Raw genomic sequence first — 14,722 nt, forward strand, 5'->3', positions numbered from 1 at the left:
ATGTCTCAGCGGCAACTTTTATAAGATAACATAGATGCTGCTTCCGAGTCAACCCATATGACAACTGTATTTTCCTTCCACCTATAACAAGGTCAGTTTTAATCCAACAAGCAGAATAACACCCGGTACACCTAGCACTGTTACTGTCCCTAGTGTAGCTGTATTAATCGGCAAATCCACCTGCGTATAGGCGCTCAGCAAATTTAAAGCATATAGCAGGAAGGCTGCTACAACAACATTCAATGTCAGACCAGACAATAATCTGCCAGCCCCTCTGTTACGCAATACGGTAACTAGCAGCAATAGTGAGGATAGTATGAGTAATCCCCATACCGCATATTTAATATACACGTCTACACCTCCAGTAATCGATCAGTGTCAATCATGCTCAGATTCAGCCTTTTAGCCTGCTTGATGAGCATTTCGAATCTCTTCTCAGCCGCCTCCATCGCATAGATGGCATAGTCAATCTGATCCTTGTCCAAGGCAAACTCAAAATGCGCCTGAGCTGCCACCCAATTCGCATGTGCCGAACGGATCTCTTGCAGCAGCAATTGCTTGTCCCGCAGAAGTTCCTCTTTTGCCCCTTTTTTCGTCTGTGGATTCTTCCTTCCGTGCATGCCTAATAGTGCTGGTCTCATCAGCAAACCTCCATGACCCCAAATGCGGGTTAATCTACCCTTATGCTTATGGGAGAAATAGAGCAATTAGAACTAACGCACTGCTTTTACACGAAACAAAAAAAGAGAGCTCTTCAGCTCCCTTTTGCATGATTAACGCTATTTATAATTCCCTGCGGCCTTCCATGGCTTTGGACAGTGTTACTTCATCCGCATATTCCAAGTCGCCGCCAACAGGTAGTCCGTGCGCGATACGCGTAACCTTCAGGCCAAACGGCTTCACTAACCGAGACAGGTACATGGCCGTAGCTTCACCTTCAATGTTCGGGTTCGTGGCCAAAATTAATTCCTGTACGGTTTCATCCCCCAACCGCTTGAGTAACTCGGCGATATGAATTTGATCGGGGCCGATCCCTTCCATAGGGGAAATTGCCCCATGCAGGACATGATAGTAGCCTTCGAACTCTTTGGTGCGTTCCAAAGCAACCAAATCCTTAGGCTCCTGTACGACGCAAATGACGGAACCATCCCTGTTCTTATCTTGACAGATCCGGCAAGGATCTACATCGGTAATGTTGCAGCAGACGGAACAATAGTGGAGGTTTCTTTTCACGTTGACGAGCGCCTTCGCAAAATCAATCACATCTTCTTCCTTCATACGAAGTACATGAAAGGCAAGGCGTCCCGCCGTTTTGGGGCCTACCCCCGGCAGACGGGAGAAAGCATCGATTAACTTAGAAATCGGTTCGGGGTAATACAAAGGAAGTTCTCCCTCATCTTTCAGAATCGTAGCTCATGGTTGTGACTAGAACAAACCAGGGATATTCATGCCACCTGTGAATTTGCCCATATCTTTGTTCGCGATTTCTTCCGCTTTCGTCATCGCATCATTGACAGCTGTAAGCACAAGGTCTTGCAGCATTTCAACATCATCCGGATCAACAGCTTCAGGTTTAATTGTGATGCTTTGTACTTTCTTGTGTCCATTCACTGTACAAGTAACAACGCCGCCGCCAGCTGTGCCTTCAATGATTTTCGTGCCCAGTTCTTCTTGAGCCTTCATCATTTGCTCTTGCATTTTCTTCACTTGTTTCATCATTTGGTTCATGTTATTCATTTTTGTTTGCTCCTTTGTATTTAGTTTAGTCTTCTTTAATGGTCACTAAATCTTCGCCAAACAGTTGAATTGCTTCGGAGATCCACTCCTCTTTGGGTGGAGATCCTGGGCTTCCTTCTTCTGCCACAAACTCCAGAACTTCAGGCGTACTGCTAGTCGCATCACTCTTGGCGTCGTCCCACTCTTTACGCATAACCGTAAGCAAGCGCATGGACTTGCCGAATACTGAGCTGAGCACTTGCTCGATAATGAGTTTGTTCTCCGGTTTCTCTGTGGTGTTACGGTGCATTTCATTCTTGAACGCAACCAATACCACATCATCGAGCATCGAGACCAGATCACCATTCACAAACCAAGCATGGACAGTAATCTTCTTCTCCTTGACCAGACCCAGTACCTGACTCCATTTCATTAGAGCTGCCTTGGTATCCGGACCTTCCGAGGCCTTCAGGTACCCATCGAGCTTAATCCCTGACTTCTTGGACGGAGCAGAGGCCACCGGCATTTTGGGAGCTGGTTTCGTTTCAACGGCCGCACCCGATACTCCCGATTTTAACAGTCCTGCTATCTGATCTTCAAGTTGTTTGAGCTTCTGGGTCATTTGAGCAAAAAGATCGCCTTGCGGCATCCGGCTTCCCTGATCTACCCCTGCGCTGACAGCCGTATGTCCTTCGCCGCTATAACCGCCGCACATTTTCATAATTGAAATCTCGAGCAGGGTTTGGGGCTGGACGGAATACTTCATCTCACTCTGATAATGATTCAGTATTTCTATCATGCCCATCATTTCGTTTGGCGTAAAATGGCTGGCAATTTCACTGAGCTCGCGCATATCAAACACGCGTTCTGTAATGACCGGCGAATTCGGCACCATGCGAACCATGAGCAAATCGCGGAAATAATTAATCAAATTCTCGATACATTTGTCAGCGCTTTTGCCTTCCTGCATGAACGTATCGATTAACTCTAGCGCGGCGCCAAGGTTCTTGTCTTTGATACAAAGCACGAGCTTCTTGAATTGATCGGAAGCCACCCCGCCGGTGATGGACAATATGTCCGAGAGCTGTACTTCCCCTGTTGCAAAAGAGGTCGCTTGATCCAGAAGGCTGAGCGCATCGCGCATCCCGCCATCAGACAATCTCGCAATATAATGGAGCGCTTCCTCGTTAATGGAAATCTGCTCCTGATCACAAATATATTTCAGCCGCTGCACCTGATCATCCATCGAAACACGGCGAAAGTCAAAGCGCTGACAGCGAGAAATAATCGTTGCCGGAATCTTATGCGGCTCCGTCGTCGCTAGTATGAACATCACATGGGCGGGCGGCTCTTCAAGTGTTTTGAGCAATGCGTTGAAAGCCTCTGTAGTCAGCATGTGCACTTCATCGATGATATAGACCTTCTGTCTGACTTCGGTAGGAGCATACTTGACTTTATCCCGAATATCCCGAATTTCTTCAACACCGCGGTTAGAAGCGGCGTCAATCTCAACGACATCCATGACAGCGCCGTCGGTGATGCGTTCACAGGCAGAGCAAGCGTTGCATGGCTCTTCAGCCGGACCGTTTAAGCAGTTAACTGCTTTGGCTAATATTTTGGCCGTACTTGTCTTCCCTGTTCCCCGCGGACCGTTGAACAAATAAGCATGGGTAAGGCGATTTTCTCGCAAAGAATTCTGCAGTGTCTGCGTGATATGTCTCTGACCGACAACCTCACGAAACGTCTGAGACCTCCACGTTCGATATAGAGCAATATGTGCCATAGTGTTCCTCTCCATTAATCCCTGCGTGGAATGCTGAATCCATTATACTATATCGCAACAGGGGATGAAATAGAGGATCAAACATGGAATCCGGATCTGATGCGGATAGACAAAATAAAAAACGCCTCATGAGAAGGCGTCCAAGTTCAAAGTCATATGAAATTTCATTATAAACCGTGCACCTGTTATTGATAAAGTGATACAAGCGAACTCTTATCGTTAGCTCAAGTCAGGCAGCCCCTCGGCACATGAAACATCTCACTTACGGCTGCTTCCTTCCAGACCTGACCGGGTTCATGAGCATTCATTGCGAAGGACCCAACTCTCAACACCACGTGTAAGAGCCAGACCTCACATCACAGTACCGCTAACAGGAATTCAACCCCGCTACAGCGGATTGCGAGTTACAGGGCACCGCTACCTCCCCGTCTAGCACAGTAAAAATAGTATAGCTGATTCACCTGTAAATAGCAACTAAGGGGGAAAATATACCTGTTCGCCTTGATCACCGTGACATTTTCACTGTTGTTTTGTAACGCGGCATATTGGTATCAAAAGCGTTTTGCACTTGAGAGCGAAGCTCTTCAACTTGCGCCGCCGTCAAGTGCGGTTTTGCTTTTATTTTCACGCGAGCATTGGGTCCGTTGATGGCAATATTGGATTTCTCGATTCCTTGAAACTGTGCAAGCACGTTTTTCATTAAGTTCGAATCATCCTCATAGTGATGATACGTTGGATTCAGCGGGTCGTTCGGATTCACATTGGTGATGCCCAAATACCCGTCCCGCTTGTAATTTTGCGCTTTATAATTGCCCGTATCCGTCTGCGGCGGGTTTTTGTTACTCGAATTGATGCCGCACCCGGCCAAGCTCATGGTAAGCAGGATGGCTAAGGTTATTCTTCGCATACCTTTGAACATAAAAACACCTCCCATTGGACTCTAAGTCTAAACTTAGGATGACCAAGGGAGGACGTCTTATGCTGATTGGCAGCAAAGTAATTGATACCAATTAGATTCCGTATTTCTTTTTGAACTTGTCGACACGGCCGCCTACATCGATAAACTTTTGTTTACCAGTGTAGAAAGGATGGCAATTAGAGCAAATCTCAACGCGAAGATTTTGCTTGATTGAACCCGTTTCGAACACATTACCACAAGCGCAAGTCACTGTGGTTGCATGATAAGTAGGATGAATACCTGCTTTCATGTTGGTTCACCTCTTTCCGCCCTGAATCATTTGCTGAATCAGAGTTAATGGACGTACCTTAGGTACTTTTGCATTGTAGCATATTCGCAAGTTCGAATGCAATGGAAAAACGAGTGGAAACCCCTAACTTAGAGGACCATTGTCGTATTTCTGTCGCTGGCGTAGAACTTTGGCGTATGCGAGTAAGATCCAAGCACAACATCCGGCAATTCCTGCTCGAAAATCTCAATCATTTGCTTCATGCCAAGCAGCTCGCCCCGAGCCTTAGGGATAATCCCCAAATAACTTTCAGGGTCAATATTCAGGTTGCGCAATTGAATTAATTTTAATCCCGTTCTTCGCACGAATTCGATCATAGCCTCAATCTCTTCCTCCCGATCCGTTACCCCCGGGAATACAAGATAATTGATGGATGTGATGACACCTTTGTCCGTTGCGTAGCGAAGGGATTTTTCTACATTTTTCAGCGTGTAAGCTCTAGGCTTGTAATAGGCATTGTAGTGATCATCCAAAGCACTGATCGTACTCACACGCATCAGGTCAAGCCCGGCGTCTACGATGCCGCGAATATGGTCTGTCAGCCCTGCATTCGTGTTGATGTTGATGTAACCCATCTTCGTCTGCTCACGAACCTGCTTGATAGCCGGAATAATAAGCGCCGCTTGTGTACTAGGCTCACCTTCACACCCTTGTCCGAAGGAAATGATGCTATCCGGTGTACGTAGATGCTCCAGCATGATCTGCGTGATCTCTTCGATCTGAGGTTTAAAATTCATACGCGTCTGTGGAGCCACAAAGCCGCTCTCATCCGGCTGTTCCGAAATACATCCGAAGCAACCTGCGTTACAGGAATAGGAGACCGGAACAGCGCCTTCCCAACGCTGCAGGAAGGTATTCGAAGCGGTCAGGCACTCATAACCGAGTGCGCAGTTGGATAAGTGCGCGTACAAGCGGTTTTCCGGATACTTGGCCGTCAAGGTTTTGACCTGGGACTCCAGCTCCGTTACATCGCAATGAATCGGATTCCAGAAGTAGGGATTATCCGTTAGTCGAGCAGCTACATAGAAAGCGTCATCCTTCCATACAACAGCCGTATAACCGAACAGCGGCAGCGCCTTGGTCTTGTCGGATTTGACGTAACCGGGCAGCAACAAACGGGTAAACCCTTGCGGCAGCAGCGCACCGACAGCATGATAATCGCCTGGCACCAGCTTCATATCGCCAGTCTCAGCATCTATGCCTACTGGCCGTGTAAAAGGAAGACTGACAAGCGTCGCCCCTTCGGGCAGCGGAATCAACTCGTCTTCCATAATTTCTGTGATCATTTCAGCATTTCGACCAAGCGCCAAAAAATCCGGATGGTCAAAAACGTTTCCTTGTGAGTCTGAATAAACCAAATTCATAACGGTACTCCTCTTTATGCGTTAACGCATCTTCCGCATCTGATTAAGATGCTGAGTTTTTCACTTTTCCTTTGCTTGCCCCTGTTGACGTTGAAGCGCCTGTCGATGGAGAAGCCAAAGAATCCAGGAACTCTTGATTCGTTTTCGTTTCGGCAAGTTTTTTGATGAAGGACTCGGTGTATTCGTGCGAATCGTTCATACCTTTGCGGAGCGCCCATACCTTCTCGAGTTCATCTTTGCTCAGCAGCGCCTCTTCGCGGCGCGTACCGGATCTGCGAATGTCGATAGCAGGGAAAATACGGCGTTCCGCCATTTTACGATCCAGATGCAGCTCAAGATTACCTGTCCCTTTAAATTCCTCGTAGATGACGTCGTCCATACGCGAACCCGTCTCCACAAGTGCTGTAGCGAGAATCGTTAAGCTGCCGCCTTCCTCGATGTTACGGGCAGCCCCGAAGAAACGCTTCGGACGATGAAATGCGCCAGGATCGATACCACCGGATAGTGTCCGGCCTGTTGGCGGAACTACAAGGTTGTAAGCCCTAGCCAAACGAGTGATGCTGTCCAGCAAAATAACAACGTCTTTCTTATGTTCAACTAGACGCATAGCGCGTTCCAGGACTAATTCAGCAACTTTAATATGATTCTCAGGCAGCTCGTCAAAAGTAGAAGCAACAACTTCTCCTTTCACAGAACGCTGCATGTCCGTAACTTCCTCTGGACGCTCATCGATCAGCAGTACGAATAGCTCAATGTCAGGGTAGTTCGTAGAAATACTGTTGGCAATTTCCTTCAGCAGCAATGTTTTACCGGCTTTGGGAGGTGCAACAATCAATCCACGTTGGCCTAGACCTACAGGCGCAAGCAAATCCATGATACGCATGGAAACCTTGTTAGGCTCTGTTTCAAGCGTAATACGCGTATCCGGATAGAGTGGCGTCAAGGCAGGGAAATGAAGCCGCTCGGCAGCTGTTTCCGGTTTCTCGCCATTAACCGCTTCAACCTGAAGAAGCCCGAAATAACGCTCATTCTCTTTAGGAGGACGGCATTTGCCTGATACAATATCCCCGGAGCGCAAATCGAATTTGCGAATCTGGGAAGCAGAAATATAAATGTCTTCTGAGCTTGGAAGATAGTTAATGGGACGCAAGAAACCAAAGCCCTCTTGAAGAATTTCGAGGACACCTTGCATAAACATTAGACCACTTTCAGCAGCTTGTGCACGTAAAATTGCAAAGATGAGTTCTTTTTTCTTCAGCGTACCGTAGTATGGAATCTGATGTTTCTTAGCTAGTTTATATAATTCAGTAAGCTTGAGTACTTCAAGCTCAGCAAGCTGCATGCTCATGTTTCAACCACCAAACTATTAAATTTTCAATTGGATTCTAGCATTGCCTGTTGTCTGGAACTTTATTCCTTACTCTTCGCTCTCGCGCCAAACCTCGGCACCCAGGGAAGATAAATTGAAGACCAAGTTCTCATACCCACGGTCAATAAACTCAACGCCGGACACCTCGGTAATACCGCCTGTTCTTACGCTAAGACCAGCCAGCACAAGGGATGCTCCTGCTCGTAAATCCGTTGCCCGAACCTTCGCCGAGCTAAGCTCGGATCCTTCGATAATGGCGGAGCGTCCTTCAACTTTCATCTTAGCGCCCATCCGCACGAGCTCAGGAATATGCTTGAAACGATTGCTGTAAACATGATCCGTTAGTATACTAACTCCTCTAGCTTGGCACAATAGGCTTGCCATTGGAGATTGCAAATCTGTTGCAAACCCTGGGTAAATTAATGCTTTTACATCGACGCTAGAGTACTCAGGCTGACCTACTACACGAATGGATTCATCCATCTCGTAGATATGTACACCCATTTCTTGAAGTTTCGCTGTTAATGCTTCCATATGTTTAGGAATGACGTTATCTACAGTCACATCGCCGCGCGTAGCAGCTGCTGCAATCATATACGTTCCCGCTTGAATCCGGTCAGGAATGATGGAATGGCGGCAGCCATGCATCTCCGTTACCCCTTCGATCCGAATGGTATCGGTACCAGCACCCTTGATTCTTGCACCCATCGAGTTCAACAATGTAGCTACATCTATAATTTCAGGCTCTTTCGCCGCATTTTCAATAATTGTATTACCCTTGGCACGTGAAGCCGCCAACATAATGTTGATCGTAGCCCCTACGCTCGCCATATCCAAATAAATCTTCGCTCCACGCAGCTCTTTGGCCCGAATTCTTAATGCGCCATTCTCATTGCTTACTTCAGCCCCTAAAGCTTCAAAGCCTTTGATATGCAAATCGATTGGACGTGGTTCAAAATTGCATCCGCCCGGCAAACCGATATTCGCTTCCCCGAACCTTCCGAGCAGCGCTCCCATCAAATAATAGGAAGCTCTTAACTTCTTAACTTTTCCATTAGGCATTGGAAGAGACTTCATTCTGCTAGGATCGATCGTCATCCGATCTTCGTTCCAGTCGATGGTAGCTCCTAAATCCGTCAAAATTTCTGTATATGTAGCCACATCGCTTAAATGCGGCAGATTATCCAACGTTACCGGCGTTTCAGCAAGAATCGCAGCTGGAATAAGTGCAACCGCACTATTCTTAGCTCCGCTAATTTGAACAGTCCCTCGTAGTGGACGTCCCCCGACCACCATTAATTTCTCCAACATGATTCTCCCCCTAAATCCAGGTGCCTTCCTGTAACGCAAACTCCACAACCTAAACGCCAATTGCAACCAAAATTGTATCACAATCTATTGAAATGAACATGAACAAATAAAAGGAAATAAGAACATCAATAACAAAAACGCTTACAGTCCTAGTAACAACTGAAGACAAAAAATAGAAGAAGGAAACGCCCGCAAGCATGCAAACGGCGGACATTTCGCATCCTCCGTTTGCGTCTTGCGGCATTTCCCACTGCATCTATACAATTATAATTAAGCTTGGTTGCTGCTTCCGAACAATTGAATTTTGGATTTTACAACTTCGACCATTGCGTTACGAGCTGGGGTTAGATATTTACGAGGATCATAAATTTTAGCGTCCTTGTTCAGAACTGCGCGGATCGTTTCTGTGCATGCTACTTGGTTCTCAGTGTTAACATTGATTTTACCAACGCCTGCAGCGATCGATTTACGAATCATTTCGTCAGGAACACCGGAACCACCATGTAATACAACTGGAACTGGGATTGCTTTGGAAACTTGCTCGATAATGTCAAAATGGATGTTAGGCTCGCCAGCGTACATACCATGTGCTGTACCTACTGCGATTGCCAAACAGTCAACGCCTGTCTCTTCATAGAAGCGGATAGCTTCTTCAGGTTTTGCAAGGTTAGCGTGCTCTTCGTCTACCGAGATGTCATCCTCAACACCACCGATTGTTCCAAGCTCACCTTCAACGGATACGCCCATTGCACGAGCCGCTTTAACAACTTCTTTCGTCAAACGGATGTTTTCTTCGAAAGAGTAGTGTGAACCGTCAAACATAACGGAGCTGAATCCTGCGCGGATACATTTCATTGCTACTTCAAAGGAGCTGCCGTGATCCAAGTGCAAAGCGATCGGCAGACCGGATTTTTTGGCTGCAGCTTCAGCAATTGCTACTGTAAATTCGATACCCATATATTTCAGTGCGCCTTCGCTAACACCGTAAATGAAAGGGGATTTCAGCTCGATTGCAGCATCCACAATCGCTTGAGCGAACTCAAGGTTGTTCATGTTAAATTGACCCACCGCGAATTTGTTCGCTTTTGCTTTAGGTAAAAACTCATTCATTGAAACCAATGCCATGTTTCTCTTCCTCCTAGAACCTTTTTGTAGTTTTGCGTTGACCGCTCTTGTCATACCTGAGTTATTATAGCACATATACTTTCAAATGATAACCAAGCCCACGCTTCTCAGCCACAAAAAAAGACCCTATGACTAGGATCCCACGGCAAAACCACTGCTTGACTCATTATTTAACTGCATATTAACCGCCATGCGCAACTCATCAATGTCAAACGGCTTCGTAAAATGCATGATAGCACCCAGGTCCGTCGCTTCTTTAATCATATCCAGCTCACCATAAGCTGTCATCATGATCACTTTGATCGAGGCATCAATTGCTTTAACGTGCTTGAGAATATCTAGGCCATCCATACCGGGAATTTTCATATCCAGTAATAGTAGGTCCGGCGAAGAATTTTTGACGATTTCCAAAGCCAATTTACCATTAGAGGCTTGATAGGTATCGTATCCTTCGTTGCTGAAAACCTCCATTAGCAGTACGCGAATTCCATTTTGATCATCGACAATCAGTACCTTTTTCTTCATCCGCCTAGTTCCCTCCCGAAAACGAATAACAAATCCCCTGCACTTCACAGATACATAACGTATTCGCTATTCATTTCCGTTTTCCTTCATGAGAGAGAACCAAATTGAAAACTTTTACAAATAAGTTGTTTTACAGGAGGTGGTTCACATAGCGAGTTAGCTACGCGCAATTCCTTGAGCAGCCTTCACGAATTCACGGAATAGCGGCTGCGGACGGTTCGGACGGGATGTGAATTCCGGATGGAACTGTACCGCCAAGAACCAAGGGTGGCCTGGAAGCTCCACCATTTCGACCAAACGGCCGTCCGGGGACGTACCGGAAATGCGCAAACCAGCGGATTCGATCAACTCGCGGTATTCATTGTTGAACTCATACCGGTGACGGTGTCTCTCGTAAACAAGTTCATCATTGTAGCATTTCTCCGCCAATGAACCTGGAACAATTTTGCACGGATAGAGACCAAGACGCATAGTACCGCCCAAATTCTCAATATCCTTCTGTTCTGGCAGAAGATCGATAACCGGATAAGCCGTAGTCGGATTAATTTCGGAGGAGTTCGCTCCATCCAAACCTGAAACAGAACGCGCATACTCAATAACAGCCACCTGCATACCCAAGCAAATGCCGAAGAAAGGTATTTTCTTCTCGCGAGCATAACGAATAGCAGATACTTTACCTTCAATACCACGATCACCGAAACCGCCTGGCACCAAGATACCTTGTACGCCGGAAAGCAGATCATCCACGTTGTGGTCATAAATTTCTTCTGCATTTACCCAACGAATGTTGATCTCGGAGTCGTTATCAATGCCGGCATGTCCAAGTGCTTCAACAATGCTCAAATAAGCATCATGCAAAGCAACATATTTCCCGACAATGGCGATTTCTGTCTTCTTCGTCAAGGATTTCACTTTACGAACAAGACTTTCCCACTCGGTCATATCCGGTTCATTCGTTTTGAGCTTCAAGTGGTTAACGACATAATCGTCAAGTCCTTGTTCGCGAAGCATCATTGGCACTTCGTAAAGTGTTTCTGCATCTTTACACTCGATTACAGCCGCTGGATCAATGTCACAGAATAGAGCAAGCTTACGCTTCATATCTTCTGTCAAAGAATGTTCGGTACGGCAAACAATAACGTGAGGCTGAATGCCTAAGCCGCGCAGTTCTTTCACACTGTGCTGTGTCGGTTTTGTTTTCACTTCACCTGCAGCTTTGATATAAGGAATCAGCGTAACGTGAATATACATCACATTCTCGCGGCCGATATCATTTTTCATTTGACGGATAGCTTCCAAGAAAGGAAGGCTCTCGATATCACCAACGGTTCCGCCGATTTCAGTAATAACAACGTCGGATTGTGCCTCACGGCCCGCTCGCAATACACGATCTTTGATTTCATTCGTAATGTGAGGAATAACTTGTACCGTACCCCCGAGATATTCCCCTCTACGCTCTTTGGTAATAACGGAGGAGTACACCTTGCCTGAAGTTACGTTCGAGCTTTTGGACAGGTTGATATCGATGAAACGCTCATAATGGCCTAAATCCAAATCCGTTTCAGCTCCGTCATCGGTTACGAAAACTTCACCATGCTGATAAGGACTCATTGTCCCTGGATCCACGTTGATGTACGGATCAAACTTTTGAATCGTAACTTTCAGACCTCTGTTCTTCAGCAATCTTCCTAAGGAAGCTGCAGTAATTCCTTTGCCAAGGGATGAAACTACGCCCCCCGTAACGAAAATGTATTTTGTCACTATGTACGCCTCCTAATAGTTTTTTAGTTGAAAAATTGCAACGTACGCATACGTTTAGTAGTGCCAGATCACCGGCCTGTGTCTTTCTATGCAAAAAGCTTACACCGTAAGCATTCGCTATCGTTGTCGTGGTGCCACTGCCTCAGATTTAGTGTCTACTAAATGAGGGTTTTCATGAAAATCTGGTGAAAAAAACAGCCTGAAAACAAAAAAAAGTGACACCCGTGAGTAGACGGGGCACTTTTTGAACGCTTGCGCGATTTGTTAAGATTCTTTTAAAGCCCATGCAATAGTTTACTCTGAACGGGCAGCGGCTGTCAAGACAAGTTATTTGTCGTCTTCATCCTCGTCATCCAGATCGGAATCGTCCTCATCCAAATCGGAATCTTCGTCCAGATCGTCTTCATCCTCTTCGTCGGACTCCTCGATACCTTCTTCGCCAAGATCCTCTTCGATCTCTTCATCCTCAAAGAATTCTGTATCTTCTTCCGCTTCTTCCTCTTCGGATTCCGTACCAAACGCATCGTACTCGTCTTCCTCTGCGTATGTATCTTCTTCCTCCGCGTAGATGTCTTCATCCAGATCGTCGTCTTCATCATTGATGATTCTTGGACGCTTCGCGTTACCAACCGCATCATCTGATTTCTCGACAGGGTACCAACGCTTCAAGCCCCATAGATTCGTACCTACGCAAGCAAAACGTCCATCGATGTTGATTTCCGTATATAGTTGGGCAATCACTTGCATAACGTGCTGCTCGGATAACCCTTTAATTTTTGCAATTTCTGCCATCAAGTCACGGTAATAAAACGGCGTATTCGCCGATTTCAATAATTCAAACGCCAAATCCACCATTGGCATTTCGCGTGCTTGTTCTGTGGTGATTTTGAGTGTGTATTCGCTACTCATCTAAGGCACATCCCTTTCGACCGTCTTCTTCACTTCTTCTATCTACCTTATCCAATATCTTCATTAAGTAAAACCTATTTTTTCTAAAATTGCAACTACCCGCAAAAAACCTTTCGGACAGGCCCACCGAAAATGAATACAAGCGAAGGTCCCCCTCCGCTTGCGACTGTATCCTAAGGAAGCGGTATGAGCGAGTCACAGCCGTTTCCAGTACCTGAGGAAGAGACACTCCTGCTCGCGCCTCTCTATTTATCCTATGTAAAACCAGCACATCTGACACGGCTTCGCACCCATTTATTTCTATAAAGGCTATCACACGGTCAGAAGGGGTGACCTGTACATAGGATAGGGGAGACTCGATTATTAGCTGTCATGGGGGGATGGCACGTATGGATATAGCCACCTTTCTTCATTCGCTTCATGAGGAAATCGGACTCACCAAGCAATCCGGGAAGAAGCATTTGATCCGTTTCTCATCAGCCAAGGACTACTACGCATGCAAATCCGAGCTGAAGCGAATGAGATCCCGCCTGGCCAACCTGTCCAAGGTTCGCACGATCGACATCATCCATGCCTTCTCCTGCACGCTCCGTTCCGACTCGAAACTCAAGCAGTTCACAGGCAATCCGGTCATCGAAGAAGATACCAAAATTACCGTTCACCAATCGGTCGGAAGCAGAACCCTCATCAAACGTGCAAACACGCTATCTGGCTCCGGCTCCCACACCATCCCCTGGGGCGTTGATCAAATTGGCGCACCTGAAGTTTGGAGCAAGTCGCTAGGCCAAAACATCCATGTAGGCGTCATCGACACAGGCATCGACTATAATCACCCGGACTTACGAAATTCAATCTCACGGGGAATCAATTTATTAAATCGCAGCATGCTCCCCTATGATGATAATGGCCACGGCACGCACATTGCAGGCACCATTGCCGCGACTGGCCGCAATTCGGGAATCGTCGGTGTCGCACCCAGATCGATTATTCACCCTGTCAAGGCATTTGACCACAGCGGAAGCGCTTATGTCTCAGACATTATTGCCGGAATCGACTGGTGCGTAAACAATGATCTCGATATTATCAACATGAGCTTCGGCATGAAGTCATACAACCGTGCGCTGGAGCAGGCTGTTTTGAACGCGTATTACAGAGGAAAAGTCATTGTCGCTTCATCCGGTAATGACGGCAAACGGAAAACGATTGATTATCCTGCTCGCTTCTCCCAGGTCGTTTCCGTTGGAGCCACAACACGGCTAGGCCGAATAGCTCCCTTCAGCAATCGCGGCAAACAAATTGACATCTATGCACCAGGTGAACGAGTTTACTCGTCCTGGCTTCACGGCAAATACAACGAGCTTAGCGGCACATCCATGGCCACGGCTCACGTCAGCGGCGTTATCGCGCTGATGCTGGCCATCAAGCCTTTGTCGCCGCAGCAGATCAAAACCGCGCTGCGCCGGTGCGCGCTCGGCATCAACAAGCGCGAAAGCACACGCTGGCAGCCAGGACACCTGAATGCCAGACGGGCTTTGCGGGCTGCGAGGCAGATCAGAGACTCGCAATGAAAAAGGAGTTAAGCGGCTCATGGCTGCTTAACTCCTTTTTGGTG

The 14,722-nt window shown here is 46.8% G+C and carries 15 protein-coding genes and 1 other RNA gene; 1 reads left to right on the forward strand and 15 read right to left on the reverse strand.

Annotated elements, in window-relative coordinates; translation table 11 throughout:
• Positions 1–81 precede the first annotated feature (81 nt).
• From ACKTT9_RS36830 to rpoE, 15 genes are all read right to left on the reverse strand, one after another.
• Positions 82–351, reverse strand: a complete 270-nt coding sequence (locus ACKTT9_RS36830; protein ID WP_407869845.1) for a pro-sigmaK processing inhibitor BofA family protein — start codon at positions 349–351, stop codon at positions 82–84.
• 2 nt (positions 352–353) lie between these two features.
• A complete protein-coding gene (locus ACKTT9_RS36835) occupies positions 354–641 on the reverse strand; it encodes a DUF2508 family protein (RefSeq protein ID WP_127457619.1) in 288 nt (95 codons plus the stop codon).
• 142 nt (positions 642–783) lie between these two features.
• Positions 784–1,380 (reverse strand): recombination mediator RecR, encoded by a 597-nt coding sequence (recR, locus tag ACKTT9_RS36840; RefSeq protein ID WP_127457620.1) that lies wholly within the window; start codon positions 1,378–1,380, stop codon positions 784–786.
• Between the two features lie 45 nt (positions 1,381–1,425).
• On the reverse strand, positions 1,426–1,737 hold the full coding sequence (locus ACKTT9_RS36845; protein WP_127457621.1) for a YbaB/EbfC family nucleoid-associated protein: 312 nt from the start codon (positions 1,735–1,737) through the stop codon (positions 1,426–1,428).
• A gap of 25 nt (positions 1,738–1,762) precedes the next feature.
• Positions 1,763–3,499: a DNA polymerase III subunit gamma/tau gene (gene dnaX, locus ACKTT9_RS36850; protein WP_407869846.1), complete on the reverse strand. Its 1,737-nt coding sequence runs from the start codon at positions 3,497–3,499 to the stop codon at positions 1,763–1,765.
• 174 nt (positions 3,500–3,673) lie between these two features.
• Positions 3,674–3,937: signal recognition particle sRNA large type (gene ffs, locus ACKTT9_RS36855), an RNA gene on the reverse strand.
• A gap of 67 nt (positions 3,938–4,004) precedes the next feature.
• Complete coding sequence (locus ACKTT9_RS36860; RefSeq protein WP_127457623.1) at positions 4,005–4,418, reverse strand: hypothetical protein; 414 nt, start codon at positions 4,416–4,418, stop codon at positions 4,005–4,007.
• 91 nt (positions 4,419–4,509) lie between these two features.
• Positions 4,510–4,707 carry a 50S ribosomal protein L31 gene (gene rpmE, locus ACKTT9_RS36865; protein WP_029197218.1) on the reverse strand — a complete coding sequence of 66 codons (198 nt, stop codon included), beginning with the start codon at positions 4,705–4,707 and terminating at the stop codon, positions 4,510–4,512.
• A gap of 128 nt (positions 4,708–4,835) precedes the next feature.
• A complete protein-coding gene (locus ACKTT9_RS36870; protein ID WP_407869847.1) occupies positions 4,836–6,110 on the reverse strand; it encodes a radical SAM protein in 1,275 nt (424 codons plus the stop codon).
• Positions 6,111–6,153: 43 nt separating this feature from the next.
• The gene (gene rho, locus ACKTT9_RS36875; RefSeq protein ID WP_157318257.1) at positions 6,154–7,458 is read right to left on the reverse strand and encodes a transcription termination factor Rho; all 1,305 of its coding nucleotides are present in this window, start codon (positions 7,456–7,458) and stop codon (positions 6,154–6,156) included.
• A gap of 69 nt (positions 7,459–7,527) precedes the next feature.
• A complete protein-coding gene (locus ACKTT9_RS36880; RefSeq protein WP_127457668.1) occupies positions 7,528–8,787 on the reverse strand; it encodes a UDP-N-acetylglucosamine 1-carboxyvinyltransferase in 1,260 nt (419 codons plus the stop codon).
• A gap of 273 nt (positions 8,788–9,060) precedes the next feature.
• Entirely contained in the window at positions 9,061–9,915 is an 855-nt protein-coding gene (fba, locus tag ACKTT9_RS36885) for a class II fructose-1,6-bisphosphate aldolase (protein ID WP_157318258.1), read from the reverse strand.
• Positions 9,916–10,047: 132 nt separating this feature from the next.
• Positions 10,048–10,440 (reverse strand): response regulator, encoded by a 393-nt coding sequence (locus ACKTT9_RS36890; RefSeq protein WP_079418635.1) that lies wholly within the window; start codon positions 10,438–10,440, stop codon positions 10,048–10,050.
• 156 nt (positions 10,441–10,596) lie between these two features.
• On the reverse strand, positions 10,597–12,201 hold the full coding sequence (locus ACKTT9_RS36895) for a CTP synthase (RefSeq protein WP_181646500.1): 1,605 nt from the start codon (positions 12,199–12,201) through the stop codon (positions 10,597–10,599).
• Positions 12,202–12,528: 327 nt separating this feature from the next.
• The gene (gene rpoE, locus ACKTT9_RS36900; protein ID WP_407869848.1) at positions 12,529–13,110 is read right to left on the reverse strand and encodes a DNA-directed RNA polymerase subunit delta; all 582 of its coding nucleotides are present in this window, start codon (positions 13,108–13,110) and stop codon (positions 12,529–12,531) included.
• A gap of 389 nt (positions 13,111–13,499) precedes the next feature.
• On the opposite strand from rpoE, the gene ACKTT9_RS36905 reads away from it, so the two are divergent.
• Positions 13,500–14,678 carry a S8 family peptidase gene (locus ACKTT9_RS36905; protein ID WP_407869849.1) on the forward strand — a complete coding sequence of 393 codons (1,179 nt, stop codon included), beginning with the start codon at positions 13,500–13,502 and terminating at the stop codon, positions 14,676–14,678.
• The last annotated feature ends 44 nt before the right edge of the window (positions 14,679–14,722 follow it).

This window comes from Paenibacillus sp. P36, assembly GCF_045866505.1.
In the GTDB taxonomy this organism is placed as follows: Bacteria; Bacillota; Bacilli; order Paenibacillales; family NBRC-103111; genus Paenibacillus_E; species Paenibacillus_E chondroitinus.

Bases quoted from the DNA above. Each gene is read 5' to 3' on its own strand.
- ACKTT9_RS36835 (WP_127457619.1), bottom strand. From the start codon at position 641: ATGAGACCAGCACTATTAGGCATGCACGGAAGGAAGAATCCACAGACG.
- ACKTT9_RS36845 (WP_127457621.1), bottom strand. From the start codon at position 1,737: ATGAATAACATGAACCAAATGATGAAACAAGTGAAGAAAATGCAAGAG.
- dnaX (WP_407869846.1), bottom strand. From the start codon at position 3,499: ATGGCACATATTGCTCTATATCGAACGTGGAGGTCTCAGACGTTTCGT.
- ACKTT9_RS36860 (WP_127457623.1), bottom strand. From the start codon at position 4,418: ATGTTCAAAGGTATGCGAAGAATAACCTTAGCCATCCTGCTTACCATG.
- rpmE (WP_029197218.1), bottom strand. From the start codon at position 4,707: ATGAAAGCAGGTATTCATCCTACTTATCATGCAACCACAGTGACTTGC.
- ACKTT9_RS36870 (WP_407869847.1), bottom strand. From the start codon at position 6,110: ATGAATTTGGTTTATTCAGACTCACAAGGAAACGTTTTTGACCATCCG.
- rho (WP_157318257.1), bottom strand. From the start codon at position 7,458: ATGAGCATGCAGCTTGCTGAGCTTGAAGTACTCAAGCTTACTGAATTA.
- fba (WP_157318258.1), bottom strand. From the start codon at position 9,915: ATGGCATTGGTTTCAATGAATGAGTTTTTACCTAAAGCAAAAGCGAAC.
- ACKTT9_RS36890 (WP_079418635.1), bottom strand. From the start codon at position 10,440: ATGAAGAAAAAGGTACTGATTGTCGATGATCAAAATGGAATTCGCGTA.
- rpoE (WP_407869848.1), bottom strand. From the start codon at position 13,110: ATGAGTAGCGAATACACACTCAAAATCACCACAGAACAAGCACGCGAA.
- ACKTT9_RS36905 (WP_407869849.1), top strand. From the start codon at position 13,500: ATGGATATAGCCACCTTTCTTCATTCGCTTCATGAGGAAATCGGACTC.